This window comes from Sphingopyxis jiangsuensis (genome assembly GCF_016734905.1).
Classification (GTDB): Bacteria; Pseudomonadota; Alphaproteobacteria; order Sphingomonadales; family Sphingomonadaceae; genus Sphingopyxis; species Sphingopyxis jiangsuensis.
This window is the reverse complement of the sequence record NZ_JAERPO010000001.1, coordinates 511,072-536,157: the sequence shown is the minus strand read 5'-3', so window position 1 is coordinate 536,157 and position 25,086 is coordinate 511,072. Positions and strand designations below refer to the sequence as shown.

22 protein-coding genes are annotated in these 25,086 nt (G+C 65.8%); 13 read left to right on the top strand and 9 right to left on the bottom strand.

The features are described from left to right. Window positions 1–78 precede the first annotated feature (78 nt). The 8 genes from JI743_RS02625 to JI743_RS02590 are packed head-to-tail and all read left to right on the top strand — an operon-like array spanning window position 79 to window position 9,858. Window positions 79–1,734: an electron transfer flavoprotein-ubiquinone oxidoreductase gene (locus JI743_RS02625; protein ID WP_201925654.1), complete on the top strand. Its 1,656-nt coding sequence runs from the start codon at window positions 79–81 to the stop codon at window positions 1,732–1,734. Window positions 1,735–1,759: 25 nt separating this feature from the next. After that, window positions 1,760–3,394: a tetratricopeptide repeat protein gene (locus JI743_RS02620; protein WP_236659663.1), complete on the top strand. Its 1,635-nt coding sequence runs from the start codon at window positions 1,760–1,762 to the stop codon at window positions 3,392–3,394. Further along, the gene (locus JI743_RS02615) at window positions 3,391–4,242 is read left to right on the top strand and encodes a 4-(cytidine 5'-diphospho)-2-C-methyl-D-erythritol kinase (RefSeq protein ID WP_201925653.1); all 852 of its coding nucleotides are present in this window, start codon (window positions 3,391–3,393) and stop codon (window positions 4,240–4,242) included. Before JI743_RS02620 ends, JI743_RS02615 begins: the two co-directional genes overlap by 4 nt. Next, on the top strand, window positions 4,239–4,970 hold the full coding sequence (locus JI743_RS02610) for an N-formylglutamate amidohydrolase (RefSeq protein ID WP_201925651.1): 732 nt from the start codon (window positions 4,239–4,241) through the stop codon (window positions 4,968–4,970). The genes JI743_RS02615 and JI743_RS02610 overlap by 4 nt, the downstream gene beginning before the upstream one ends. A 57-nt stretch (window positions 4,971–5,027) precedes the next feature. Continuing rightward, the gene (ilvD, locus tag JI743_RS02605; protein ID WP_201925649.1) at window positions 5,028–6,887 is read left to right on the top strand and encodes a dihydroxy-acid dehydratase; all 1,860 of its coding nucleotides are present in this window, start codon (window positions 5,028–5,030) and stop codon (window positions 6,885–6,887) included. Continuing rightward, on the top strand, window positions 6,884–7,267 hold the full coding sequence (locus JI743_RS02600) for a hypothetical protein (protein WP_201925647.1): 384 nt from the start codon (window positions 6,884–6,886) through the stop codon (window positions 7,265–7,267). The genes ilvD and JI743_RS02600 overlap by 4 nt, the downstream gene beginning before the upstream one ends. Before the next feature lie 34 nt (window positions 7,268–7,301). After that, on the top strand, window positions 7,302–8,654 hold the full coding sequence (locus tag JI743_RS02595; RefSeq protein WP_201925645.1) for an NAD(P)H-hydrate dehydratase: 1,353 nt from the start codon (window positions 7,302–7,304) through the stop codon (window positions 8,652–8,654). 1 nt (window position 8,655) lies between these two features. Next, entirely contained in the window at window positions 8,656–9,858 is a 1,203-nt protein-coding gene (locus JI743_RS02590) for a class I SAM-dependent RNA methyltransferase (protein ID WP_201925642.1), read from the top strand. On the opposite strand, the gene JI743_RS02585 is transcribed toward JI743_RS02590, so the two are convergent. The 6 genes from JI743_RS02585 to JI743_RS02560 all read right to left on the bottom strand — a co-directional run bounded on the left by JI743_RS02585 (window position 9,855) and on the right by JI743_RS02560 (window position 15,987). Beyond that, on the bottom strand, window positions 9,855–10,289 hold the full coding sequence (locus JI743_RS02585; RefSeq protein ID WP_201925641.1) for an MAPEG family protein: 435 nt from the start codon (window positions 10,287–10,289) through the stop codon (window positions 9,855–9,857). The genes JI743_RS02590 and JI743_RS02585 overlap by 4 nt on opposite strands. Window positions 10,290–10,300: 11 nt before the next feature. Then, the gene (locus JI743_RS02580; RefSeq protein ID WP_201925639.1) at window positions 10,301–10,732 is read right to left on the bottom strand and encodes an MAPEG family protein; all 432 of its coding nucleotides are present in this window, start codon (window positions 10,730–10,732) and stop codon (window positions 10,301–10,303) included. A gap of 89 nt (window positions 10,733–10,821) precedes the next feature. Further along, window positions 10,822–12,231 carry an alpha,alpha-trehalose-phosphate synthase (UDP-forming) gene (locus JI743_RS02575; protein WP_201925637.1) on the bottom strand — a complete coding sequence of 470 codons (1,410 nt, stop codon included), beginning with the start codon at window positions 12,229–12,231 and terminating at the stop codon, window positions 10,822–10,824. Then, window positions 12,228–14,021 (bottom strand): glycoside hydrolase family 15 protein, encoded by a 1,794-nt coding sequence (locus JI743_RS02570; RefSeq protein ID WP_201925636.1) that lies wholly within the window; start codon window positions 14,019–14,021, stop codon window positions 12,228–12,230. Before JI743_RS02570 ends, JI743_RS02575 begins: the two co-directional genes overlap by 4 nt. Continuing rightward, window positions 14,006–14,737 (bottom strand): trehalose-phosphatase, encoded by a 732-nt coding sequence (gene otsB / locus JI743_RS02565; protein WP_201925634.1) that lies wholly within the window; start codon window positions 14,735–14,737, stop codon window positions 14,006–14,008. The genes JI743_RS02570 and otsB overlap by 16 nt, the downstream gene beginning before the upstream one ends. 56 nt (window positions 14,738–14,793) lie before the next feature. Then, window positions 14,794–15,987, bottom strand: coding sequence for a type III PLP-dependent enzyme (locus tag JI743_RS02560; RefSeq protein WP_201925632.1), 1,194 nt, complete (start codon window positions 15,985–15,987; stop codon window positions 14,794–14,796). A gap of 219 nt (window positions 15,988–16,206) precedes the next feature. On the opposite strand from JI743_RS02560, the gene JI743_RS02555 reads away from it, so the two are divergent. Next, window positions 16,207–17,865, top strand: coding sequence for an FAD-dependent oxidoreductase (locus tag JI743_RS02555; protein ID WP_201925630.1), 1,659 nt, complete (start codon window positions 16,207–16,209; stop codon window positions 17,863–17,865). A gap of 87 nt (window positions 17,866–17,952) precedes the next feature. Here JI743_RS02555 and JI743_RS02550 read toward each other — a convergent pair whose 3' ends face one another. Together JI743_RS02550 and JI743_RS02545 are read right to left on the bottom strand one after the other, a co-directional pair. Then, window positions 17,953–19,125, bottom strand: coding sequence for a carboxynorspermidine decarboxylase (locus JI743_RS02550; protein WP_201925629.1), 1,173 nt, complete (start codon window positions 19,123–19,125; stop codon window positions 17,953–17,955). 2 nt (window positions 19,126–19,127) lie between these two features. Continuing rightward, window positions 19,128–20,336: a saccharopine dehydrogenase family protein gene (locus tag JI743_RS02545; protein WP_201925627.1), complete on the bottom strand. Its 1,209-nt coding sequence runs from the start codon at window positions 20,334–20,336 to the stop codon at window positions 19,128–19,130. Window positions 20,337–20,400: 64 nt separating this feature from the next. Between JI743_RS02545 and JI743_RS02540 the strand changes: the two genes are divergently transcribed. The 4 genes from JI743_RS02540 (at window position 20,401) to JI743_RS02525 (ending at window position 23,859) form a co-directional block, all read left to right on the top strand. Next, window positions 20,401–21,393, top strand: coding sequence for a threonine ammonia-lyase (locus tag JI743_RS02540; RefSeq protein WP_201925625.1), 993 nt, complete (start codon window positions 20,401–20,403; stop codon window positions 21,391–21,393). A 53-nt stretch (window positions 21,394–21,446) separates the two neighbouring features. Then, a complete protein-coding gene (locus JI743_RS02535; RefSeq protein ID WP_201925623.1) occupies window positions 21,447–21,866 on the top strand; it encodes a hypothetical protein in 420 nt (139 codons plus the stop codon). Between the two features lie 191 nt (window positions 21,867–22,057). Continuing rightward, entirely contained in the window at window positions 22,058–23,209 is a 1,152-nt protein-coding gene (locus JI743_RS02530) for a BtaA family protein (RefSeq protein WP_390881104.1), read from the top strand. 26 nt (window positions 23,210–23,235) lie between these two features. Then, complete coding sequence (locus tag JI743_RS02525; protein WP_201927243.1) at window positions 23,236–23,859, top strand: class I SAM-dependent methyltransferase; 624 nt, start codon at window positions 23,236–23,238, stop codon at window positions 23,857–23,859. Here JI743_RS02525 and JI743_RS02520 read toward each other — a convergent pair. Beyond that, a complete protein-coding gene (locus JI743_RS02520; protein WP_201925619.1) occupies window positions 23,856–25,010 on the bottom strand; it encodes an endonuclease/exonuclease/phosphatase family protein in 1,155 nt (384 codons plus the stop codon). The two genes, JI743_RS02525 and JI743_RS02520, sit on opposite strands and share 4 nt — an antisense overlap. Window positions 25,011–25,086: the final 76 nt, after the last annotated feature.

Here is a 25,086-nt window from a genome sequence, read left to right as displayed (position 1 = left end):
CGGGCATCGCAATACGTGACAAAATGAGTGCCGCTTACGACGAATGAGCGGTGCAGGGACGGCAGAAAGGTATTTGCGGTGAGCGAACGGGAATCGATGCCCTATGACGTGGTCATCGTCGGCGCGGGTCCGGCGGGACTTTCGGCGGCGATCCGCCTCAAACAACTGGCGAACGAGGCGGCACGCGAACTGTCGGTTTGCATCCTCGAAAAAGGGTCCGAAGTGGGCGCGCATATTTTGTCGGGCGCGGTGATCGACCCCAAATCGCTCGACGAACTGCTCCCCGATTGGCGCGAGTCCGGTTGCCCGCTCGCCGAGGTACCGGTGAACGACAACCAGCATTGGGTGCTCACCAAGACCAAGAAATATGGCCTGCCCGATTTCATCTCGCCGGGCTTCATGCACAATGAAGGCACCTACACCGGAAGCCTCGGCAATCTCTGCCGCTGGCTCGCCGAACAGGCCGAAGGGTTGGGCGTCGAGATTTTTCCCGGATTCGCGGCGGCCGAAATCCTCTATAACGACGATGGTTCGGTGAAGGGCGTTGCGACGGGCGACATGGGCATCGCGCGCGACGGCAGCCGCAAGCCCGACTATGCGCCGGGGCTGGAACTCCATGCCAGATATACCTTCTTCGGCGAAGGCGTGCGCGGGCATCTGACCAAGATGCTCAAGCCGCAATTCGGCCTCGACGCCGATTGCGAGCCGCAGGTCTATGGCCTTGGCGTCAAGGAACTCTGGGACATCGCCCCGGAGAATCATGCGCCGGGCCGCGTCATCCACACGCAGGGCTGGCCGCTCGACGAAAATTCGAACGGCGGCGGGTTCCTGTATCACCAGGCGAACGGACAGGTCGCCCTCGGTTTCGTGACTTGGCTCAACTATCGCAATCCGCACACCTCGCCCTTCCAGGAAATGCAGAAGTGGAAGACGCACCCCGAGATTGCGAAGATATTGAAGGGCGGCAAGCGCGTCTCCTATGGCGCGCGCGCGATCAGCGACGGCGGCTACCAGTCGGTGCCGAAGCTGGCTTTTCCGGGCGGCGCGCTGATTGGCGACAGCGCCGGATTCCTGAACGTTCCGCGCATCAAGGGCACGCACACCGCGATGAAGTCGGGCATGATGGCGGCCGAAGCGGCATTTGCGGCGGTGAGCGCGGGGCGCAGCAGCGACACGCTCGACGCCTATCAGGCGGCGTATGACGACAGCTGGGTCAAGAAGGAGCTGAGCGTCGTCCGCAATGTCCTGCCGCTCGTCGAAAAATGGGGCGATCTTGCGGGAACGATGCTCGCGGGAATTACGATGTGGCTGGAAAATTTCGGTATCCGCGTGCCGTTCACGATGAAGCATCATCCCGACAACACCACGCTCTATCGTGCCGACATGATGCCCAAACCCGATTATCCGAAACCCGACGGCGTTCTGACCTTTGACCGGCTGTCCTCGGTATTTCTGTCGAACACCAATCATGAGGAAGACCAGCCGGTCCACCTGCAACTCAAGGACCCCTCGATCCCGGTCGAATATAATCTGCCGCTCTATGACGAGCCCGCGCAGCGCTATTGCCCCGCGGGTGTGTATGAGATCGTCTGCGAGGAAGAGGGCGATCCCAAATTCGTCATCAACGCGCAGAATTGCGTCCACTGCAAGACGTGCGACATCAAGGACCCGACCCAGAATATCAACTGGGTCACTCCCGAAGGCGGCGGAGGCCCCAATTATCCGAATATGTAAATTCGTCCCGGCCGCCGCACTGGCCATGATCGTTGCGGCGCCGAGCGCGGCGTCGGCGGCCGACGACAGCAACGCTGCGCTCAATGCGCTGGTCCGCGCGCGAATCGCGGAAGAAAACAGCGAGCCTGCGGAAGCGCTGTCGGCGCTGTCGGCGCTGGCATCCCACGCCCCGGAGCTACCCGGTGTGCGCCGCCGGATGCTGGAACAGGCGATCGAGGCGGGCGATCTGGCGGCCGCGCGCAATGCCGCGTCGCAGCTCTGGAATGAGGGCGAGCGCCGTTTCGACGCGCAGCTCGTACTGCTGGTCGATGCGATGCGCCGGTCGGATTGGGCCGCCGCGCGCGGTTATTTGCGCGGACGGTCCGACAAATCGGGCGGCGATGTGATCGCGCAATTGATCGAACCCAGCTTCAACGCATGGATCGACGTTGGCGCGCGCCAAAAAATGCCGCACCGCCATCTGCTTGCGGCCAGCGGACCGGCGCGTACCGAACCCGCGCTTGCGCTCGAGGCGGCGCTCGTCCGGCTCGCCGTGCGCGATACGGCCGAGGCGTTGCGGCTGATCGACGCGATTGTCCTGACCGATCGCACGAGCCAGGTCGTCGCGCTGCGCGTTGCAGCCACCCTCGATCAATCGGGGCAGGCCGACGCCGCCGAGCGGCTGCGAAAGCGGATTGCGCTGGCCGCGGGCGCGCGCGAAGACCCGCTGCTGCTGCTACCCGACCAATCGGTCGCGACACCGCGCGCAGGTGCCGCGCTCTGGCTCGCCCTGCTCGCCGACGGACTGGCGCGCACGCCGAATGCCAATCCCAAGGTTCCGCTGATGTTCGCGCGCGCCGCCTTTTGGCTGAACGATGGCGACTGGCTGGTGCGCACGACACTGGTCGAAGCGCTGGCGGCGAACGAACAGGCGTCCGACGCGCTCGCGCTCACTGCCGCGCCGCGTGGCGGAACAACGCCGCGCGTGCTCGCGATGCGGCGCGCCGAACTGCTTGCCGAAGCGGGCGATTTTGCCGCGGCGCTGCCCATTGCCGAAGAAGCGGCGGCGCAATCGCCGCGTGCGCGCAGCCTCTATGTCCGCTTCGCCGACCTTGCGCGGCGCGCCAAAGACGCCGACGCGGCCGCCCGCGCCTATGCGGGAATCGAAGCGACGCTGGGCGATGGCGATGACGATATGGCGCTGCGCGCGACCTTGCTGGTGGCGCGCGCCGAACTTCTGCTCGAAGCCGACGATTGGGAAGGCGCCGCACCGCTCCTCGAACGCGCCGTCGCCTTGCGGCCGTCGGACGCGCAGATACTGAACTATGTGGGCTATTCGGCGCTCGAACGCCGTCAGAATGTCGAGCAATCGCTCGCGCGCATCAAGATGGCGTGGGAGCAGCAGCCGACCAATGCGGCGATCACCGACTCGCTGGGCTGGGCCTATTTCCTCACCGGGCGCGTCGACGAAGCGGTGCCGCTCCTCGAACGGGCGCAGTTGGGCGAGCCGACCAATGCGGTGATCGTCGAGCATCTGGGCGACGCCTATTGGGAGGCGGGACGCAAATTCCAGGCGCGCTATGTGTGGCGCGCCGCCGCGCTGCTCGCCGACGCCGATGCGGCGACGCGGATCGAGGCGAAGCTGCGCGACGGGCTGACTCCCGCGACCATCGCGCCATGAGCGGCGCGATGCGCGAGACGGGGTGGGCCAAGATCAACCTCGCGCTGCATGTCCGCGCGCGGCGGGACGACGGTTATCACGAGATCGAGACGCTGTTTGCCTTCGTCGACGGCGGCGACGCGATCGAGGCGGAGGTTGCGGACGCCGATAGGCTCAGCATCGACGGCGAATTCGCCGAAGGGCTGGACGCAGGCGCCGACAATCTGGTGCTGCGTGCGGTGGCATTGTTGCGGCGGATGCACGGAGGCGACCGCGTGCCGCCTCTGGCGCTTCGCCTGACCAAGGCGCTTCCGGTTGCAGCGGGGATCGGCGGCGGATCGGCCGACGCTGCGGCGACCGCGCGGCTCGTCCGGCAACATTTCCTTCCCGAGGTCGGAGAGACCGAACTGATGCGCGACGTCGCGCCGCTCGGCGCCGACGTCGCGGCCTGCGTCGCGAGCCGGACGTGCCTGGGCACAGGGTTCGGCGAGCGCGTGCAGGCGGCGCCCGAACTTCGCCTGACCGGCACGCCCGTGCTGCTCGTCAATCCGCGCGCGCCGGTCGCGACCGGGCCGGTGTTCGCTGCGTGGGACGGGTTCGACCGCGGGCCGCTGTTGGTCGGTGCCGAAGTGCGCGCGCAGCTGTTCGCCGCGCGCAACGATCTGCAACGCGCGGCGGTCGCGCAATGTCCGGCGGTGATCGACATACTCACCGAACTGGGGGCGCTGAAGCCGTGGCTCGCGCGCATGTCGGGGTCGGGCGCGACCTGTTTCGCGCTGTTCGACGCTGCGGCCGAGCGCGACGCGGCGGCGGCCACGCTCGCCGCGAGCCACCCGCACTGGTGGCAGATGACGGGCGCGCTGCGATGAGCGAGGCGTGGGTCGATCTCGGCGCGGCGAAAGCGGGCGGGGTGCTGCTGATCGGAGACCATGCGTCGAACCATGTGCCGTCCGACATCGAGCTGGGGATCGACCCCGCGCTGCTTGGCGAGCATATCGCGGTCGACATCGGCGTTGCCGAGGTCGCGGCGCTGCTCGTCGCGCGCGGCGCGGTCGATGCCGCGATCCTCGGCGGGGTGTCGCGGCTCGTCGTCGACTGCAACCGCGACGAGCATGCGCCCGGCGCGGTGCCGGTGGCGAGCGACGGTCACGCGATCCCCGGCAATGCGCTGAGCCACGAAGCGCGCGAGGCGCGGCTCGACCGCTTCTTTCGACCCTATCATGCGCATATCGCCGAGGTGATCGCCGCGGCGCGCCCCGCCTTCATCCTGTCGCTGCACAGCTTTACCCCGCGCCTTGCGAGCGACCCCGGACTGGCGCGGCCGTGGGAGGTGGGAATCCTCTATAATCATGACGAGCGCCTGGCGCGGATCGCGCTCGAATATTTTGCGGCCGAGGGGCTGAACGTCGGCGACCAGCTCCCCTATTCGGGCAAGCTGCTCAACGCGACGATGGACCGCCATGCCGAGGCGAATGGCATCGCCTATGTCGGGATCGAGATGCGGCAGGATCTGGTCGGGGCGCCCGCCGATCAAGCGGCATGGGCGGGGCGGATCGCGCGATTGTGCGATGCAGCGATGTTGAAACTCGCGGCATAGACGTGTAGAGGCGCAGGCACTGCCTAGATTGAAATATTATTATCAGGATTGACAAAAATGCCTTCTTATCGTTCGCGTACCACGACCCACGGCCGCAACATGGCGGGCGCGCGCGGCCTTTGGCGCGCGACGGGGATGAAGGACGATGATTTCGGCAAGCCGATCATCGCGGTCGTCAACAGCTTTACCCAGTTCGTCCCCGGCCACGTCCATCTGAAGGACCTTGGCCAGCTCGTCGCGCGCGAGATCGAGGCGGCGGGCGGGGTCGCCAAGGAATTCAACACGATAGCGGTCGACGACGGCATCGCGATGGGGCACGACGGGATGCTCTATTCGCTGCCCAGCCGCGACCTCATCGCCGACAGCGTCGAATATATGGTCAACGCGCATTGCGCCGACGCGATGGTGTGCATTTCCAATTGCGACAAGATCACCCCCGGCATGCTGATGGCGGCGCTGCGCATCAATATCCCGGTCGTGTTCGTGTCGGGCGGGCCGATGGAGGCGGGCAAGGTCGTGCTGAAAGGCAAGGAGGTCGCGCTCGACCTGGTCGACGCGATGGTTGCCGCCGCCGACGAACATTATAGCGACGAGGAAGTCACCGCGATCGAACAGGCGGCGTGCCCGACGTGCGGTAGCTGTTCGGGGATGTTCACCGCCAATTCGATGAACTGCCTGACCGAAGCGCTGGGGCTGTCGCTGCCGGGCAATGGATCGACGCTTGCGACGCACGCCGACCGCAAGGCGCTGTTCCTGCGCGCCGGGCGGATCGTCGTCGAAATGTGCCGCCGCCATTATGAGGAGGACGACGCGAGCGTCCTGCCGCGCAACATCGCGAGTTTCGAGGCGTTCGAAAATGCGATGAGCCTCGACATCGCGATGGGCGGGTCGACGAACACGGTGCTCCACCTGCTCGCCGCCGCATATGAAGCGGGCGTCGATTTCACGATGGAGGATATCGACCGGCTGTCGCGCCGCGTTCCCTGCCTGTCAAAGGTCGCGCCGGCCAAGAGCGACGTGCATATGGAGGATGTCCATCGCGCGGGCGGGATCATGGCGATCCTCGGCCAGCTCGAGCGCGCCGGGCTGCTCCACGCGCATGTGCCGACGGTGCATAGCGCGACGCTGGGCGACGCGCTCAACAAATGGGATATTTCGCGCACCAACGATCCCGACGTGCAGAAATTCTTCATGGCCGCGCCCGGCGGCGTCCCGACGCAGACGGCGTTCAGCCAGGATCGGCGCTGGGATGCGCTCGACCTCGACCGCGAGGGCGGGGTGATCCGCTCGGCCGACCATGCCTTCAGCAAGGACGGCGGGCTCGCGGTGCTGTCGGGCAATATCGCGCGCGACGGCTGTATCGTGAAGACCGCGGGGGTCGACGAGAAGATCCTGAAATTTTCCGGTCCCGCCAAGGTGTTCGAAAGCCAGGATGCGGCCGTCGCGGGGATTCTGACCGGGCAGGTGGTCGAGGGCGACGTTGTCGTGATCCGCTACGAAGGGCCGAAGGGCGGCCCCGGTATGCAGGAAATGCTCTATCCGACAAGCTACCTCAAATCGAAGGGGCTGGGCGCCGCCTGCGCGCTGATCACCGACGGGCGCTTTTCGGGCGGCACGTCGGGCCTGTCGATCGGCCATGTCTCGCCCGAGGCGGCCGAGGGCGGCACGATCGGCCTTGTCGAGGACGGCGACCTCATCGAGATAGACATTCCGGCGCGCACGATCATGCTCGCGGTCGCCGACAGCGAACTCGCGGCGCGGCGCGCGGCGATGGAGGCGAAGGGCGATGCCGCGTGGCAGCCCGCAAAGCCGCGTCCGCGCAAGGTGTCGGTCGCGCTTGAGGCCTATGCCGCGATGACGACGAGCGCGGCGCGCGGCGCGGTGCGCGACCTGTCGCAGCTGAAAGCCGCGCGGTGACGCGGGCGGGCGCCGCGCTGCTTGTCCTGCTGTTTTCAGGCTGCGACAGCGCCCCCGACAACCACACGCTGGCCGAGGCCGAGGCGCGCGGCGACAGCGCCGCGCTTGCGGACGGCCGTATCGACTGCGCGCTCGAAGGCGCGGCGCGGTTCGCGCGCGATTGCACCTTGCAGGAGATCGCCGGTGCCAGCGGCACGGTGCTCGTGGTCGGGCGGACCGACGCAGGATACCGCCGGCTGCGCATCACCGGCGACGGGCGCGGTGTCGAAACGGCCGACGGGGCGGAAGCCGCGCGCGTGACCATCGTCGGCGACGGGCTGATCGAGGTCGGCGTCGGGGGCGATCGCTATCGCCTTCCCGCCAACACCGGCGGCAACTGAGGCGATTTTCGCCGCGATGTGATAGGGAAGGGCGATGACCGTTCCCGCCGATGCCCCCATTCTGACCGCCGCCGCGATGCGCGAGGCGGAAGCGGCGTGCGCTGCGGCGGGCGTATCGCTCGCCGAATTGATGGAGCGCGCGGGCGCGGCAGTGGCCGATACCGTGTGGCGCATGGCGGCGGGGGCGCCGATCCTTATCCTGTGCGGACCCGGCAACAATGGCGGCGACGGCTATGTCGCGGCGCGCTTGCTGCGGGTACGCGGGGCAGAGGTGCGCGTCGCGGCGCTCGGCGAGCCGAAAACCGACCTTGCGAAAGCGGCGCGCGCCGCGTGGACGGGCGAGGTCGAGGCGTTCGATGAGCGCACGGCGCCGGCGCCGGTCATCGTCGATGCGCTGTTCGGCGCGGGGCTGTCGCGGCGTCTGTCAGACGATCTGGCGGGGCTGCTCGGGCGCTTTGCCGGACGGCGCGTCGTCGCGGTCGATTTGCCGAGCGGGATCGAGAGCGACGGCGGCGAGGCGTGGATGCCGCCGCTGCCCGCGCATGTCACCGTCGCGCTCGGGGCGCTCAAGCCCGCGCATCTGCTGCTCCCGACCGCACCGGCGTGCGGCCGCACATTGCTCGCGAGCATCGGGATCGACGCGGCGCGGACGATGCGGACCTTGCCGCCGCCGCCGCTGCCCACGGGCGATCCGGCGGCGCACAAATACAGCCGTGGAATGGTGCTCGTCGTCGCGGGTCCGATGGCGGGCGCTGCGGAGCTTGCTGCGGGAGCTGCGCTCCGCGCGGGGGCGGGTTATGTCGTCCTCGACGGCGCCGGGCGGGCGCCCTTGTCGGCGGTGATTTGCGACGACGGCGATGCTTTAGCCGAACGCGCCGCGGACCCGCGCCTCGGGGCGATTGTCGTCGGGCCGGGATTTCCGGCGGGCGAGGGTCTGACGCGCTCGCTTGATGTCGCGCTGGGTTCGGGCAAGCCACTGGTGCTCGACGCCGCGGCGATTGCGGCGGGGCTGACGGCGCTGGCATCGGGCGAGCGGCGCGCGATCCTGACGCCGCACGAAGGCGAATTTGCGCGCGGCTTTCCGGACGCAGGTGGCAGCAAGATCGACCGGACATTGGCGGCTGCACGCCAGTCGCGGGCGGTCGTCGTCCACAAGGGCGCCGACACAGTGATTGCGGCGCCCGACGGGCGGGTGGTGGCCGCCTGGCCGGGGTGCCCCTGGCTCGCGAGCGCGGGGACGGGCGACGTGCTCGCCGGCGCGTGCGGCGCGATGCTCGCGCGCGGCGGCGATGCCTTCGAAGCGGCGGTCGCGGCGGTGGGCTGGCATATCGACCGCGCCGCGCGTATAGGCCCCGGCCTTGTCGCCGACGATCTGATTGGGAAATAGCATGACCGACACCGCGTTGATCGAGCGCATTGCCGCGCGCGGCGACGGCGTGACCGCCGACGGGCGCCATGTCGCGGGAGCGGTCCCCGGCGACCGGATCGCCGCCGACGGCACGCTGATCGCCGGTCCGAACCGCTCCGAGCCCGTGTGCAGCCATTTCGGAAAATGCGGGGGGTGCCAGCTCCAGCATGTCGCTGAAGCTGCGCTCGCAGATTTCGTGCGCGACCGCGTCGCAGGCGCGCTTGCGGGGCAGCAGGTGGCGGCGACCGACATCCTTCCGGCAATTGTTTCGCCGCCGGCGAGCCGCCGCCGCGCGGCGCTCACTGCGCTCAGGGCGGGCAAGCATGTTGCCGTCGGCTTCAACGCGGCGCAGAGCAACCAGATCGTCGATATGCGGCAATGCCCGCTGCTGCTCCCCGAATTGTTCGCGCTCGTCGCGCCGATCCGCGGATTGCTCGGCGCGATCGCGCCGCAGCGGCGGCCCGCGAAAGTCAAGCTGCAGATGCTCGATCAGGGCGCCGAGGTCGTGCTCGAGGGCGTGCGCGCCGAGGGGCTCGATGCGGCGATGGCGTTGCAGGATTTCGCGGGCGCGCATACGCTCGCGCGGCTCGCGATCGACCAGGGCGACGGGCTCGAAACGCTGTGGCAGCCCGAGCCGCCGACGGTGCGCTTCGGCGAAATTGCGGTCGAAGTGCCGCCCTTTGCTTTCCTGCAGGCGACGGCCGCGGGGCAGGCGGCGCTCGTCGAGGCGGTGCAGCGCGCGATCGGCGATGCGCCCGCCGTGGCCGACCTGTTCGCCGGGGTCGGGACTTTTGCCCTGTCGGTGAAGCAGGGGCGCAAAGTCTATGCCGCCGAGGGAGCGCGCGACGCGATTGCGGCGCTGACGGGCGCGGCGAACCGGGCGCGCGCGCTCGTCGCCACCGAGCATCGCGACCTGTTCCGCCGTCCGCTGGTTCCGGCCGAGCTCGACCGCTTCGGCGCGGTCATCCTCGACCCGCCGCGCGCGGGCGCCGAGGAGCAGGTTGCGCAGCTTGCGTCATCGGCAGTGCCGGCGATCGCCTATGTGAGCTGCAACCCCGCAAGCTTTGCCCGCGACGCGAAGCAGCTTGTCGCGGGTGGCTATACGCTCGACTGGGTGCAGCCCGTCGGCCAGTTCCGATGGTCGACCCATGTGGAACTGGCCGCGCGGTTTTCGAGGGCCTAGTTCAGCACAAAGCCCATGAAGGCGTGGATGCACAGCGCGAGCAGGAAAAGGCTCGCAAACACGAAAATGCCGAAGCGCCACAACACGCGGTTCACGGTGACCTGGACCAGACTGTGGACGATGCGCAGCGCGACATAGGCCCACGCAAGCTGGGCGTTGAGCCCGCCGCCCATCCCACCGACGGCAAGGGCAATCGCCACCGCGTAAAAGAGCGTCGGCTGTTCCATCAGGTGATTGTAATTGTGCGCCTTCCACTGCACCTGCGGCGGAAGAAGCTCGTCGAGGCTTCGTCCGGTCGTCCCGACCAGGTTTATCGCGTCGACCTTGGCGCGGCTCATTGCCGGAATGCGCGTGGCATACATCCATACCCACATCACCATCGACCAGAGCGCAAGCGTCGCGACTGGACCGAGAATGGCGTTCGTATCCATGATCTTGCTCCTCAGCCGAGGGTTGCGATGACCGCCAATATGGCGAGCGCGAACAGGCAGAATGTGGCGAGCGAGAAAATTGCGAAGCGCACCGGGATGCGGTTCACGGTCGTCTGCCACAGGCTGTGGACGATGCGCAGAACGACATAGGCCCATGCAAGCCCGCGCGTCAGCTCGGTGTCGCCGCCCGAGAGGTGCAGGAAGACGATGACGGCGTAGAAGATCGTCGGTTGTTCGCACAAATGCGTGTAATTGTGCGATTTCCAGTTGACCGCCGGCGGCAGGATTTTTTCGACATCGACCCCGCGCCCACCCGGAGGGGCGGCCTTCAGATCGATCCCTGCCTTGGCCATTGCGGAAAAGCGCGTGAGCGCGACCCAGCCGAGAATGAGGAGCGTCCACAACGCGAGCACCGCTCCGGGTGCCAATAGGCTTTCAGACATCGATTGTTCCCCTTTGATCTTGCGGCTCGTTCACGACCCGGCCGTGGGGAAGGATGCTAGGTTAAGCGTCGCAATTTGCAACGCAAATTTCAGTGCATTGCAGGTTCAAGCGCTTCGGTGGAATTGCCGGACAATTGTTCGATGAAATCTGCCGCCCAGCCGATAACATCGGAATCGCGCACAACGGCATTCAGTGCCTCCCACCGCTCCTTGCGCTCGGCGAGCGGCATGTTCATCGCGGTCCATATCGCGCGCGTCACCTCGTCATGGTTGAGCGGATTGACGAGCAGCGCGTCGGTAAGCTGTTCGGCAGCGCCCGCAAAGCGCGAGAGGATGAGCACGCCGGGATCGGCAGGGTCCTGCGCGGCAACATATTCCTTGGCGACAAGGTTCATGCCGTCGCGGATCGGGGTGACGAGGCCGATCTTGGCGGCGCGGTAAAAGCCGAACAGTTCGGCGCGGCCGAAGCCGCGGTTCACATAGCGAATGGGGACCAGATCGACGTCCGAATGGGCGCCGTTGAACTGCCCCGTCTTTTGCTCGAGCGTCGCGCGGATTTCCTGATAGGATCGAACATCCTCGCGCGAGGGCGGGGCGATCTGGATATAGAGCAGCTTGTTGACCATGTCGTCATGCTGGTTGAACAATCGCTCCATCGCGTCGATGCGTTCGGGCAGCCCCTTGCTGTAGTCGAGCCGGTCGACGCCGATCACGACGGTGCGGTTGCGCGCGCTGCCCACGAGGCGGTCGTGCGCGCGCCGTGCCGCGTCGCTCTCGCCAAGCTCCATGAATTCCTTGTGGTCGATGCCGATGGGAAAGGCACGCGCGACGGTGGTGCGTCCCTCGTGGCGCACGATGCCGACATCCTCGTCGACGTCGGCATGCAGCTCCTTGCGGCAATAGTGCAGGAAGCTTTCGAGCCATTCGACCGACTGAAAGCCGATCACGTCATAGTGGAGCATCGCGGCCACCAGCCGCTCGTGAAAGGGCAGCGACACGAAAAGTCGCGCGGGCGGCCAGGGGATATGGAGGAAGAGGCCGATCCGGTTCTTCAGCCCCTGCGCGCGCAACCGTTCGGCGAGCGGCAGGAAGTGATAGTCCTGGACCCAGACGACATCATCGTCCTCGACGAGCGGCACGAGGCTGTTGGCAAAGCGTTCGTTGACGCGTTCATAGCCCATGCCGAACTCATTCTCATATTCGGCAAGATCGATGCGATAGTGAAAGAGCGGCCACAGCGTGCGGTTGGCGTAGCCGTTATAATATTCGTCGACATCGTGCGGCTCGAGGTCGATCGTTGCGGTGGTGAAACCGTCGGCGCGCTGCATCGTGAGTTGGCCTGTGAAGCGGTCCACCTCGTTGCCCGACCAACCGAACCAGATGCCGCCGCGCGCGCGCAATGCGCCGTTCATCGCAACCGCGAGTCCGCCCTGCGCCCCGGCGGCGCCGCGGCCCTTGGTGACCGACACACGGTTCGAAACGACGATAAGGCGGCTCATCGGACGGTATCCCAGCTTCGCGACAACAGCCCCGCGCAGTTGATAATGCCAACCAGCGAATAAGTCTGCGGAAAGTTCCCCCACAGCTCGCCGCTTTCGAAGTCGAGATCCTCGGACAAGAGGCCCGAGGCGGTCCGGTGCGCGAGCATCGTTTCGAACAGTCCGCGCGCCTCGTCGCTGCGCCCGCACATATGCAGTGCCTCTATCAGCCAGAAGGTGCAGATGTTGAAGGCGGTTTCGGGCTGGCCGAAATCATCCTCGCTGTCATAGCGCAGCATATGCTCGCCGCGGCGTAGCGCCATTTCGATCGCCGCGAAGGTCGACTGGAAGCGCGGGTCGTCGGCACTGATGAAGCGCAGCTCGACCATCTGGAGCAGGCTGGCGTCGAGGTGGTGGTGGCCGAAGGCCGCGCCGAAATGCTGCTTTTCATCGGACCATGCTTCGGCCTCGATCCGCGCGCGAATCTTGGCGGCGCGGTCCTTCCAGAAGGAGGCGCGCTCGGGTCGGCCGATGCGCGCGGCCACATTGCCGAGGCGGTCGCACGCGGCCCAGCTCATCACCGCCGAATAGGTGTGGACGAGTTGGCGCGTGCGGAACTCCCACAGCCCGGCATCGGGCTGGTCGTGCATCTTCCACGCGACCTCGCCGACGCTTTCGAGGCTCTCGAAATCGCGCTCGTCGGCCATGCGGAACAGGCGCTGGTCGAAAAAGCCCTGCACCGTCGGCAGCACGATCTGGCCATAAGCATCGTGCTGGATTTGCGTCCAGGCGGCGTTGCCGATCCGGACGGGCCCCATGCCGCGATAACCCGCAAGGTTCACTGCGACGCTTTCCTCCAGCTCGGCAAAACCCATCACCGAGTAAAGCGGCTGGATGTGGCCGCCCGCAGCGCGGTCGACAATGTTGCGCAGATAGGCGAGATATTTTTCGAGCACGTCGAGCGCGCCGAGCCGGTTGAGCGCCTGCACCGTGTAATAGGCATCGCGAATCCAGCAGTAGCGATAGTCCCAGTTGCGCTCGCTGTGCGGCGCTTCGGGGATCGAGGTCGTCAGCGCGGCGACAATCGCACCGGTTTCCTCATGCTGGCAGAGCTTGAGCGTGATTGCGGCGCGGATCACCGCTTCCTGCCAGTCCATCGGCGTCGCAAGACCGCGTACCCAGCTTTGCCAGTAAAGCTCGGTGGCCTCTTCCATCGCGCGGATCGAATGGGCGACATTGCCTGTGAAAGGCTCGTCGGGGCCGAGGAAGAAATGCAGGTCCTGCTCGACGCGGAAGCTCCGCCCCTCGTCGATATAGCCGATAGGGGCGTCGGTGGTCAGGCGAAGCTGGTGGTCGCCGATCAGGAAGCGCTTGTGGTTGGTGCCGCGGGTCGTCCGCGCGGCTTCGGTTCCATAATGGTGCATCGGGGTGAGCAGCATCTCGAGCCGCGGATTGCCCGCGACCGGGCGGATGATGCGAATGAAAGCCACCGGGCGGTACATGCGCCCCGAATGCTGGTAGCGCGGGCAGAAGTCGATGACGTCGACCGCGCTGCCGTCCTCGGCCTCCAACCGGGTGACGAGCATCGGCGTATTGCGGCGATACTGCGACGTCGCGCTGACCTGTCCGGCCAGACGAAGCCGCCACACGCCCTCGTCCTGCCGCTCGCCGCCGAGCAGCGCGCAGAAGGTCGGGTCGCCGTCGACGCGCGGAACGCAGCCCCAGACCAAGCCCGCCGCGTCGTCGATCAGCGCGCTGACCTGGCAATTGCCGATCGGCCAGAGCGAAAGCGAGCTCAGCGGTTCAGCCATCGATGCACCTCCGTCGGATTATCGAGCCGGAAATCGGCCGCGGTCGGGCGCTGCGGGCCAACGAGAATGCCGTGGCCGCGGCCGTCCAGCACCGCGGCAAAACCGTCCTCGTCGGTCACATCGTCGCCGATGAACCACGGCGTTGCGCCCTCGAAGCCGGGCGTCGCCAGCAGGGCGGCGACTGCGGTGCCCTTGTGGGTGCAGCGTGGTCCGAGTTCGACCACCATCTTCCCGCGCCGCGGCGCAAGCCCCTCGCTCTCGGCCAGTTCGTCCATAAGGACAAACACACTTGGCGCGGCGTCGGGTTCCTGCCGGTAATGCACGGCAATGCCGTGGGGCTTGGTTTCGACCAAAATTCCTGGCCAGCGGTGCGCTAGGTCGTCGATGCGCGCGCGCCCCGCAGGCGATATCGGCGGCGCGGGCGCGGCGACCTCGCCCATTTCGGCGCCGTGCGACCCCACGATGATCAGGTCGCGCACCTCCAGAAACTGGCCGAGGTCGGCGAGCGAGCGCCCGCTGACGATCGCGAGCCTGCCGTCGAGCCGGTCGCGCAGTCGATGGAGCCGTGCGTCGAGGTCGGCCGGAACGGCGATCCCCCCGGGCGTGTCGGCGATCTCCACAAGCGTGCCGTCGAAATCGAGGAAGAGGGCAACGGGACGTCCGGCCACCAGCTCGGCAAGCGGCGGCGGCGGCGGGAGGTCGAGATTTTTGTGCATTGCGGCAAAGGCTAGAGGCGGCGACCCCGATGGTCAACCGCCCCGGCCGATGCCGGTCAGAACAGCTTGGTCACCGTCGCGCTGCGGCGTTCCTGTTCGACTTCGCCCGTGTAAAGGCTCGCCATCGGCTCGTCGCTGACGACATGCGTCTCGTCGGCGCCAAAGCCGTTGAACTTGGTCCGCATCGCGCAGCCATAGGCGCCGAGCATCCCGATCTCGATAAAATCGCCCGCCTTGATGTCGGCGGGCAGGAAGAAGGGCCCGGCCATATGGTCGAGATCGTCGCACGTGGGGCCGTAAAAGCTGAACGGCACGAGTTCGGCACCGCTTTCGGCATCAGATTGCAGCGCAACCGGGAAACGCCAACCCACATGCGCGGCGTCAAACAGTGCGCCATAAGCCCCGTCGTTGATATAAAGTTCGTTGTCGCGGCGCTTTTCGACGCGGACGATCAGCGAGCTATATTCGGCCGACAGCGCGCGGCCGGGCTCGCACCACAGCTCGGCCGAATAGCTGATCGGCAGACTTTCGAAGCTGCGGTGGATGGTGTCGAAATAGGCGTCGAGCGGCGGAGGCTCCATGCCGGGATAGGACGACGGGAAACCGCCCCCGACATCGACGATGTCGACGGTGACCGATGCGCCGACGATTGCCGCGCGCACGCGCTCCATCGCCTGCGCATAGGCGTGGGGCGTCATCGCCTGGCTGCCGACATGGAAACAGATGCCGAGCGCGTCGGCGGCCTGCCGCGTTGCCATGAGCAGTTCGGCGACGTCTTCGGGCTCGGCGCCGAACTTGGCGGCGAGGCTGAGCTTCGAATGGTCGGACGAGACGCGCAGGCGGACGAGCAGGTTCAGATCCTGCGCGCCTTCGGTGGCGCGGACGATCTTTTCGAGCTCTTCCATCGTGTCGAGCGAGAAGGTGCGGACACCATGCTTCCAATAGGCTTCGGAGATTGCCTCCTCGGCTTTCACCGGGTGCATGAAGCAAAGCGTCGCTTGCGGCAGCGTGCGGGCGACCAGCCGAACCTCGGCGATCGAGGCAACGTCATAATGGGTGACGCCCGAATCCCACAGCACGCGCAAGAGGTCGGACGACGGATTCGCCTTGACCGCGTACATGGTCGTGCCGGGAAAACGCTCGATGAAGAAACGCGCTGCGCGCCGCGCCGCGTGCGGGCGGACAAGCGTAACAGGTTCGACCGGCGAAAGTGCCTGAATCAGCCCGTGGGCGCTATGATGCTGGTGCAATGCAAGGGACCCCCAAAATGAAACGGTAAACGACAAGGCTGCCTTGCGGTTATTGGAAGTCCCCCTGGGGCAGCGGAGGGCGCATATATGGCGGGGGGTCCTGTCTGTAAAGACCCCGAACGAAGGTTTCTGTTCCATGCGATGTCAAATTAGGCCAATCGAAGCGTGCGAGATACTGCGGTCGAAAATGGTCGCGACCGCCAATCGGGACAGCAACGCATGACAGCTCCGGCCGACGTAAATCATACATTCTCGGACAGCGAGCTCGTCGAGCTTTGCGCGTTCGGTTCGATCGAATCCCATCGTCAGGGCGATCTGATTCTGGCCGAAGGAACGATGGCGCCCGACTGCATCGTCACATTGTCGGGGCACACGGACATTTTCGCGACGACCGACGAGGGCCCGATTCGCGTCGGCTGGATGGAGCGCGGCCAGTTCGCCGGCGATCTGTCGGTGCTGACCGGACAGCGCCATCTGTCGCGCATCGAGATGGGTGCCGACGGCGAAATCCTGCGGATTGCGTATCCAGATTTCCAGCGGCTGATCGCGGGCAACTCGCATTATTCGGATATTTTTGTCCGTGTGCTCTCGGCGCGGCGCGAATTCAGCAAGACGCGCGGCTTTGCGGTGACGATCGTGATCGGCGCCGCGATGGATCGCAGCGTCTATGCACTGCGCGACCTGCTGCAAAAGCATGGGGTGGCGCACCGCTGGTTCGACCCCGACGAAGGGCCGGTAGCGGCGCATCTGCTTGCCGAACGCGGGATCGACGAGGCGCAGCTGCCGGTCGTGATTCTTGGCGCTGCCGATGTTTTGATCCAGCCGACCCCCGAGCAGCTTGCGGCGAGTCTGGGACTCGATCTGCTCCCCGACGGCGCAACCGCCGATGTCGTCGTTGTCGGCAGCGGTCCGGGCGGGCTCGCCGCCGCGGTCTATGCGGCGTCGGAGGGACTCGACGTCATCGCGATCGACGCGCTCGCGCCCGGCGGTCAGGCGGGAACCTCGTCGAAGATCGAAAATTACCTCGGCTTCCCGACCGGCATATCGGGCAACGAGCTCGCGCGGCGCGCGACGGTGCAGGCGCAGAAATTCGGTGCGCGGCTGGTTGCGCCGGTGCGCGCGGCGGCGATCGAGCGCGACGGCGACGCCTATTGCCTGACGCTCGCCGACGGGCGCAAACTGCGGTCGCGCGCCGCCGTCATCGCGAGCGGCGCGCAATATCAGCGCCTGCCGATCGAAGGCATCGAAGCCTATGAGGGGCGCGGCATCTATTATGGCGCGACGCCGATGGAGGCGCAGCTGTGCGGCAATGCCGAAGTCACCGTCGTCGGTTCGGGCAATTCGGCGGGGCAGGGCGCGATCTATCTCGCGAGCGTGGCGAAGAAGGTCCATGTGATTTTCCGCCGCCGGTCGCTGCGCGAGACGATGTCGGAATATCTGGTCAAGCGGCTGGAGGAACATCCCAATATTGAAATTGTCCCGACGACCGATGTCATCGCGCTGCACGGCGAGGACCGGCTGGCGGGGCTCACCTATCGCTGCCGCGAAACGGGCGACGAAGGCCATTGCGATTGCGGCTTCCTGTTCCTGTTCCTTGGCGCGAGCCCGAACACCGGCTGGCTGCCGAAGGAAATGGTGTGCGACGATCGCGGCTTCGTGAAGACGGGCGCCGATATCGCGCCGATCGAGCTGGTGCGCGCGGGCTGGTCACTCGACCGCATGCCCGCACGTTACGAGACGAGCTGGCCGCGCATCTATGCCGTGGGCGATGTCCGCAAGGGCTCGGTCAAGCGGGTCGCGTCGTCGGTGGGCGAGGGGTCGGTCGTCGTCAGCGACATACACGCAGCGCTGGCGGAGATAGTGCCCGCCGCGCAATAATGCCATTCCGGCGAAGGCCGGAATCGCGCCCCCGCCAGGCGACGCACCGGCGAGATCCCGGCCTTCGCCGGGATGACGATAAAGGGGTTACCCAAGCCGCGTCTTGAAATCCTCATACCCGAATTCGCGGATCAGCGTCAGTTCGTCGGTTTCGCTGTCCCACAACCAGATCGACGGCAGCGGAACGCCGTTGAAGCTGTTCGTTTTGACCATCGAATAATGCGCCTGGTCGAGAAAGGCGAAGCGCTGGCCGATACGCGCGCCGCCGGGGAGGCGGTAGTCACCGATCACGTCGCCCGCGAGGCACGACGGCCCCCCGAGGCGCACGGTCGCGCCGCCGCTTTCTTCGCCGAGCATTGCGGGGCGATAGGGCGCCTCGATCACGTCGGGCATGTGGCAGGTCGCCGAAATGTCGGTGATGCCGATCGGCATGCCATTGTCGAAGAGGTCGAGGATTTCGCCAACGAGAATCCCCGCGTCGAGCGCGACTGCTTCGCCCGGCTCGATCATCACCTCGCAGCCCGTAGCAACGCGGATCATCTTCAAAAAGGCAATCAGGTCGTCTGTTTGGTAATCGGCGCGCGTTACATGATGACCGCCGCCGAAATTGATCCATTTGAGCTGACCGAAAAAGGGGCGCAGCACGGGCTCGACCGCCGCCCAGGTCCGGGCGAGCGGGGGGAAATCCTGTTCGCACAGGCTGTGCATATGGATGCCGTCGACGCCTTCCAGATGCTCGGGAAGCAACTGGGTCACGGGAAAGCCGAGGCGGCTGCACGGCGCCGCGGGATCATATTTCGCGACCTCGCCTTCGCTGTGCATCGGGTTGATCCGCAGGCCGACGTCAAAGCGCTCGCCCGCGCCGCGAAGCTCGTCGAGCAGCGGACGAAACCGCTGGAGCTGCCCCGGCGAATTGAAGATCAGATGGTCCGAAAGCCGCGCGATTTCCGGCAAATCTTCGGCCTTGTAACCCGCGCAATAGGTGGCGACTTCCCCACCATATTCTTCGCGGCCGAGACGCGCTTCGAAAAGCCCCGACGCGCAGACGCCGTCGAGCACGCCCGCAACGGTGGGGCCGAGCGACCACATCGAAAAGGCCTTGAGAGCCGCGAGCACGCGCGCGCCCGACGCATCGCCGATCCCGCGCAGCACCGAAAGATTCGCGCGCACCTTCGCCGCATCGACGACAAAAGCGGGCGAGGGGACACGGGCGAGGTCAAAGCGGGCGAAGGCTCCGGGATCGCCGGCACGGGTTTCCATCGTCAGAAATCCAGCGGCGCGTCGAGTTCCTTCACCTGCCACGGCAGGCCGTGCTTCATCAGCATGTCCATGAAGGGATCGGGGTCCATCTGCTCCATGTTGAACACGCCGTCGCCGCTCCAGGTGCCGCTGACCATCATCGCCGCGCCGATCATCGCGGGGACGCCGGTGGTGTAGCTGACCGCCTGGTTGCCCGTTTCGGCATAGGCGTCCTCATGGTCGCAGATGTTGTAGAGGTAGAGCGTCTTTTCCTTGCCGTCCTTTCCGAGGCCGGTCGCGATGACGCCGATATTGGTCTTGCCCTTGGTTGTCTCGCCGAGGCTCGACGGTTCGGGGAGGACGGCCTTCAGGAATTGCAGCGGGATGATTTCCTTGCCCTCGTAGATCACGGGGTCGATGCGCGTCATGCCGACATTCTGCAGCACGGTGAGGTGCTGGATATAGGCGTCGCCAAAGGTCATCCAGAAGCGGATGCGCTTGATTTCGGGCAGGTGCGTTTTCAGGCTTTCGATTTCCTCATGATACATGAGGTACATGTTCTTTGGCCCGACTTCCTCGAAGTCGAACTGTTGCTTGACCGACATCGGCGGGGTTTCGACCCACTCGCCATTCTCCCAGTGACGCGCGACCGCGGTGACTTCGCGGATGTTGATCTCGGGGTTGAAGTTGGTCGCGAAATGCTGGCCGTGATCGCCGCCGTTGCAATCGAGGATGTCGAGCGTATCGATGCGCTCGAAGTGATGCTTTTTGAGCCAGGTGGTGAAGACGCTGGTGACGCCGGGGTCGAAACCCGAACCGAGCAGCGCCATCAGTCCCGCCTCCTTGAAGCGGTCGTGATAGTCCCATTGCCAATGATATTCGAACTTCGCCTCGTCGCGCGGTTCGTAATTGGCGGTGTCGAGATAGTGCGCGCCGGTCGACAGGCACGCCTCCATGATCGTCAGATCCTGATAGGGCAGCGCGAGATTGACGACGTGTGTCGCGCCGATCGATCGGATCAGCGCGGCGGTCGCGTCGATATGGTCGGCATCGACCTCGGCGGTCTTGATCGTGACGCCGGTTCGCGCCTTCACCGACTCGGCGATCGCGTCGCATTTGAACTTGCGGCGGCTGGCCAGCGTGATGTCGGGAAAGATGTCGGCGTTCATCGCCATCTTGTGAACCGCAACCGAGCCGACGCCGCCCGCGCCGATCACCAGAACCTTGCTCATCGAAAATCTCCTGTCGCGGCGCGTCGCCGCTTGTCTTCTATGCCGCGCCCTATAGGACGAAGCCATGACACAGCAAAGCCCCGATCCCCTGCTTCGTCCCGACCGTGCGCCGAGCCTTTCAGGTATCGAACGCGCGGCGGAGAAAGTCGCTGCGTTGCTTCCGCAGACGCCGCTGCTGCCGCTTGAGGTCGACGGCGAGACGATCTGGTGCAAGGCCGAATGTCTGCAGCCGGTCGGCGCGTTCAAGATCCGCGGTGCGTGGCATCGACTGACCGATCTGACCGATGAACAGCGCGCCGCAGGCGTCGTGGGCGTATCGAGCGGCAACCACGCGCAGGGCGTCGCCTGGGCCGCGCGGCGGCTGGGCATCAAGGCGACGATCGTCATGCCGAGCAACGCGCCCGCGTTGAAGCTCGCCGCGACGCGCAAGCTGGGTGCCGAGGTGGTGCTGTACGACCGCGTCACCGAGTCGCGCGACGCGGTGGCGGCGAAGCTGATCGCGGAGAGCGGCAGGACGCTGGTGCACGCCTATGGCGATCCGTGGATCATCGAGGGGCAGGGGACTGCCGGGATCGAGGCGCGCGCGCAGCTTGCGGAACGAGGGATAGAGGGCCCCGACAAAGTCGTCGCCTGTTGCGGCGGCGGCGGGTTGACCTCTGGCCTCGCGCTCGCGCTTCCCGACGCCGAAATCGTCGCGGTCGAACCCGAGGGGTGGGACGATGTCACGCGCAGCCTTGCCGCTGGCGAAATCCTGGCGGTCGAAGACCTGGCCTATCCGACCGAATGCGATGCGCTGCAGACGCCAGTGACCTATCCGATCAATTTCGCGGTGATGCAGGCGCGCGGCGTGCGCGGAGTCGTCGTCACCCGCGAAGAGGTGCGCGACGCAATCCGCCTCGCCTTCGAGCGGCTGCATCTGGTGCTCGAACCTGGCGGCGCAGCAGCATTGGCGGCCGTGATCGCGGGCAAGGTTGCGCCGGGCAAGGCAACGCTCGTCACCCTGTCGGGGGGCAATGTCGACCCGCAGAAATATGCGGAGATATTGGCAGGCTATTGAATACTCGGCCAATGTCTGGTTCGATGCGGTGTATCAACCGGAGGAGAGTTGCCATGCGAATGCGTTCGATACTGTTCGGTGCGACGGCGGCGATGCTGCTGACAGGTTGCGAAAAGGCCGATGCTCCTGCGCCCGACGACACCGATGCGGCGCCGGTCGAAGCGGCGGAGTCCGACGCGTCGGCTGCACCGCACCAATATGCGGACTGGGCAGGGCAGTGGACGGGTGTCGAGGGCATGTATGTCACGATCACGCCGAGCGAGCCGGGGCGCTATTCGCTGGAGATGCAATCGGACCTCGATACCAAGGGCACCTATGAAGGCCGCGACGGCGCAACCGGCATCGAATTCGAACGCGGCGGCGAGACGCTGAGCCTGACTGCTTCCGATGGCGATGCCACGGGCCTCAAACATCTGGCCGGGAAGAAAGACTGTCTGACCGTCAAGACGGGCGAAGGTTATTGCCGCGATTGAGCTTTCGGGCGCGGTGACCGAAAAGGCGGCTTTGTCGCCGTTTTGTCACTGAAACGACGCGGGAATCGCAAATTAGGCTGGCATGCGCGGCCCCGGAAACATTTGTCCGGGATATTTCGTTCATGGCCAGCCTGCCCAATCGCAAGATCGCCGCCGCCGTCGTCCGCGAGGATGCGGCGCACAGGCAACGCCTGCTCGACCGCGCGTTCGCACTCGCCTTCAAGGGGCTCGTCTATGCGCAGATATGGGAAGATCCGGTCGTCGATATGGAGGCGCTCGCGATCGCGCCGGGGCATCGCGTCGCGACGATTGCGAGCGGCGGTTGCAACGTCTTTTCCTATCTGACCGACGATCCGGCCGAGATTGTCGCGGTTGACCTCAACACCGCGCATGTCGCGCTGAACAATCTGAAACGCGTCGCGATCCTGCACCTGCCCGATTACGCGCATTTCCGCCGCTTTTTTGCCGACGCCGACGATGCGGCGAATATCGCCGACTACCGCACATTCGTCGCGCCGCACCTCGACGAGACGAGTCGGCGCTATTGGGAAGGACGCGACCTTGTCGGGCGGCGACGCATCAACGGCTTCGCGCGCGGCCTTTACAAGCGGGGCCTGCTCGGCGGCTTTATCGGTCTGGCCCATCTGGTCGCGCGCCTGCACCGGATCGATCTGGGCGAATTCCTCGCCGCGAAAACGGTCGAGGAACAGCGCGCAATTTTTGACTCGAAGTTCGCACCCTTCTTCGACCGCAAGCTGATCCGCTGGATCACCGACCAACGCTCGTCGCTCTTTGGGCTCGGCATCCCTCCGGCGCAATATGACGCGTTGGCGGACGGCAAGCCGATGGCCGATGTGTTGCGCGCGCGGCTCGAAAAGCTGGCGTGCGACTTCCCGCTCGACGACAATTATTTCGCGTGGCAGGCGTTCGGGCGCGGCTATGGCAAGGGCGTCGCCGCACCGCTGCCCCCTTATCTGCAAGAGGTGAATTACGCGGCCGTAAAGGCGCGCGCCGAGCGCGTCACGATGCTCCACGCCAATATGACCGACATGCTGGCGGCATCGGATGCGGCGAGTTTCGACCGCTATGTCTTTCTCGACGCGCAGGACTGGATGAGCGACGCCCAGCTCGCGGCGCTGTGGGCCGAAGTGACGCGGACGGCGCGGGCCGGCGCCCGCGTCCTGTTCCGTACAGCCGCCGAGCCTAGCCTGCTTCCGGGCCGCCTGCCCGATGCGCTGCTCGATCGCTGGGAGTATCGCGCCGAAGAATCGCGGGACTACACGCGCCGCGATCGCTCGGCCATTTATGGCGGCGTCCACCTTTATACTCTCAAGGCGGATTGATCGTGGCGGGGGGGCATGGCGAGCTGATGGACCGCGTCTATCGGACGCAGCGGCATGTCTATGACATCAGCCGCAAATATTATCTGCTCGGACGCGACGGGCTGATCGCTGATCTGGCGCCGCCGCCGGGGGGAGCGGTCCTCGAAATAGGGTGCGGGACAGGGCGCAATCTCGTGGCAGCAGCGAAGGCATGGCCTGACGCGCGATTTTTCGGCGTCGACATCTCCGAAGCGATGCTCGAAACCGCGCGCGCAGCGATCCGAAAGGCCGGGCTATCGGACCGTGTGGTCGTCGTCGCTGCCGACGCCTGCGACTTCGCCGCCGCCGAATTGTTCGGTCGGTCGACATTCGATCGCATATTCATCAGCTATGCGCTTTCGATGATTCCCGACTGGCAGGGCGCGCTAGTCGCGGCCGCGCGGCATGTCGCGCCGGGCGGGCGGCTCGAGGTCGTCGACTTCGGTCAGCAGGAGGGCTTGCCGCCACTGTGGAGGCGGGCGCTGTTCGGCTGGCTTGCGCAGTTCCACGTCGCCCCGCGCGCCGACCTCGGCCCGTTGATGGCGGGTCTGGCAAAGGAAACGGGCGGCGCGGGTTATTGCCGCAGCCTCTATCGCGGATATGCGCTGCGCTGCGGCCTGGCGCGGAGCTAGCCCGCAGCAATGTCGGTCAGATAATCCTCCGAAAAGTCGGTGCGTATCTCGCACCACAGCAGCTTATGGTCGGACATCTGGTTTCGCCGGAATGTCGCCTTGAAATAGTTGATCTGCTGATCCCGGGTGCGCGGGCGCTTCTTGCTGTCGAGCTTGAATCGTTCGGGCTTCACATGGTCGACATAATGACCGGCGTCGGCGTCGCGATAGACGTGCGCCAGCATGTCGAACACGCCCGACCGGATCACCTGAAACCCCGGATGCGCGGACTTGAACGCGATCTGGTCATAATGATGACTGTTGCCGAGGTTTGTGGTGTGGAGCTTGGTCGGAATTTCGAACCCCGCGTCGCTCAGCGCCTGCATCGTTTCGTGCGTGGGCGAGACGATATTGAAGTCGCCGAGCAATATATAGCTATAGTCGCGCGCGGCGTCCTGCGGCTCGGCCCAGCCATCCTCCTTGGCGCGCTTGACCGCGGCCTTCATCTCGGCAACCTGGCGATCCGACAGGAAGCCCGCGATCTTGGCGATTTCGTCGCGGCGGTGTTTCAGGTCTGGCGGGTTCTTGTCGTCACCATAGTGAATATGGACGGTACAGAGCTTGAACTTGAACCAGCTCGACCGGAAGGCGACCGAAAAGGGGGTTCGCGCGAACTGCACCTTGCGCGTGGCGCCATCGGCGCCGGGCGCCGCGATCTCCTGCCCCTCCGGAAGCACGATTTCGCCGGTTTCCTTGCAGAACACGACCTTCGAGCGGCGATAGAGGAAGGCGAGGCGTTCGTTGTTTCCGGCATCAGTGCGCTCGCCATGCCCGCCGGCAGCGTCGGTGACCAGATAGTCCCAGTCCGACCCGAGATGCTTTTCGAGCAGCGTTTCGAGCGCCGTCAAATCGCGGTTGACCTCCTGGATCGCGACGAGGTCGAAATGATCGATGATCTCAGCGATATAGAGCATCGATTCCGGCCGTCGGCGATAGCCGCCGCCATTGCCGAAATGCATGATATTCCAGGTCGCAAGGCGCAGGCTGTGCGGCGCGGTCGTGTCGGTCACTTCGGCGCGCAGCGCGGCTTTCAGGGCAATCAGCCGCTCGGCAACATGTTTCTGGTGGACGGGGTCGTCGAATTGCCAACGCAGCGAATGGATCATCGTCATGGCCGTCTCCTGCATTGCGGACAGCCATCAAGGGCGACCGCAGCCGATGGTTCGATGCGATCCCCGAAGATGTGGC

What these genes read in the sequence shown, in the direction of transcription:
- JI743_RS02620 (WP_236659663.1), top strand. Translation starts at nt 1,760, where the DNA reads ATGATCGTTGCGGCGCCGAGCGCGGCGTCGGCGGCCGACGACAGCAAC.
- JI743_RS02615 (WP_201925653.1), top strand. Translation starts at nt 3,391, where the DNA reads ATGAGCGGCGCGATGCGCGAGACGGGGTGGGCCAAGATCAACCTCGCG.
- JI743_RS02610 (WP_201925651.1), top strand. Translation starts at nt 4,239, where the DNA reads ATGAGCGAGGCGTGGGTCGATCTCGGCGCGGCGAAAGCGGGCGGGGTG.
- ilvD (WP_201925649.1), top strand. Translation starts at nt 5,028, where the DNA reads ATGCCTTCTTATCGTTCGCGTACCACGACCCACGGCCGCAACATGGCG.
- JI743_RS02595 (WP_201925645.1), top strand. Translation starts at nt 7,302, where the DNA reads ATGACCGTTCCCGCCGATGCCCCCATTCTGACCGCCGCCGCGATGCGC.
- JI743_RS02590 (WP_201925642.1), top strand. Translation starts at nt 8,656, where the DNA reads ATGACCGACACCGCGTTGATCGAGCGCATTGCCGCGCGCGGCGACGGC.
- JI743_RS02585 (WP_201925641.1), bottom strand. Translation starts at nt 10,289, where the DNA reads ATGGATACGAACGCCATTCTCGGTCCAGTCGCGACGCTTGCGCTCTGG.
- JI743_RS02580 (WP_201925639.1), bottom strand. Translation starts at nt 10,732, where the DNA reads ATGTCTGAAAGCCTATTGGCACCCGGAGCGGTGCTCGCGTTGTGGACG.
- JI743_RS02575 (WP_201925637.1), bottom strand. Translation starts at nt 12,231, where the DNA reads ATGAGCCGCCTTATCGTCGTTTCGAACCGTGTGTCGGTCACCAAGGGC.
- JI743_RS02570 (WP_201925636.1), bottom strand. Translation starts at nt 14,021, where the DNA reads ATGGCTGAACCGCTGAGCTCGCTTTCGCTCTGGCCGATCGGCAATTGC.
- otsB (WP_201925634.1), bottom strand. Translation starts at nt 14,737, where the DNA reads ATGCACAAAAATCTCGACCTCCCGCCGCCGCCGCCGCTTGCCGAGCTG.
- JI743_RS02555 (WP_201925630.1), top strand. Translation starts at nt 16,207, where the DNA reads ATGACAGCTCCGGCCGACGTAAATCATACATTCTCGGACAGCGAGCTC.
- JI743_RS02550 (WP_201925629.1), bottom strand. Translation starts at nt 19,125, where the DNA reads ATGGAAACCCGTGCCGGCGATCCCGGAGCCTTCGCCCGCTTTGACCTC.
- JI743_RS02545 (WP_201925627.1), bottom strand. Translation starts at nt 20,336, where the DNA reads ATGAGCAAGGTTCTGGTGATCGGCGCGGGCGGCGTCGGCTCGGTTGCG.
- JI743_RS02540 (WP_201925625.1), top strand. Translation starts at nt 20,401, where the DNA reads ATGACACAGCAAAGCCCCGATCCCCTGCTTCGTCCCGACCGTGCGCCG.
- JI743_RS02535 (WP_201925623.1), top strand. Translation starts at nt 21,447, where the DNA reads ATGCGAATGCGTTCGATACTGTTCGGTGCGACGGCGGCGATGCTGCTG.
- JI743_RS02525 (WP_201927243.1), top strand. Translation starts at nt 23,236, where the DNA reads ATGGACCGCGTCTATCGGACGCAGCGGCATGTCTATGACATCAGCCGC.
- JI743_RS02520 (WP_201925619.1), bottom strand. Translation starts at nt 25,010, where the DNA reads ATGACGATGATCCATTCGCTGCGTTGGCAATTCGACGACCCCGTCCAC.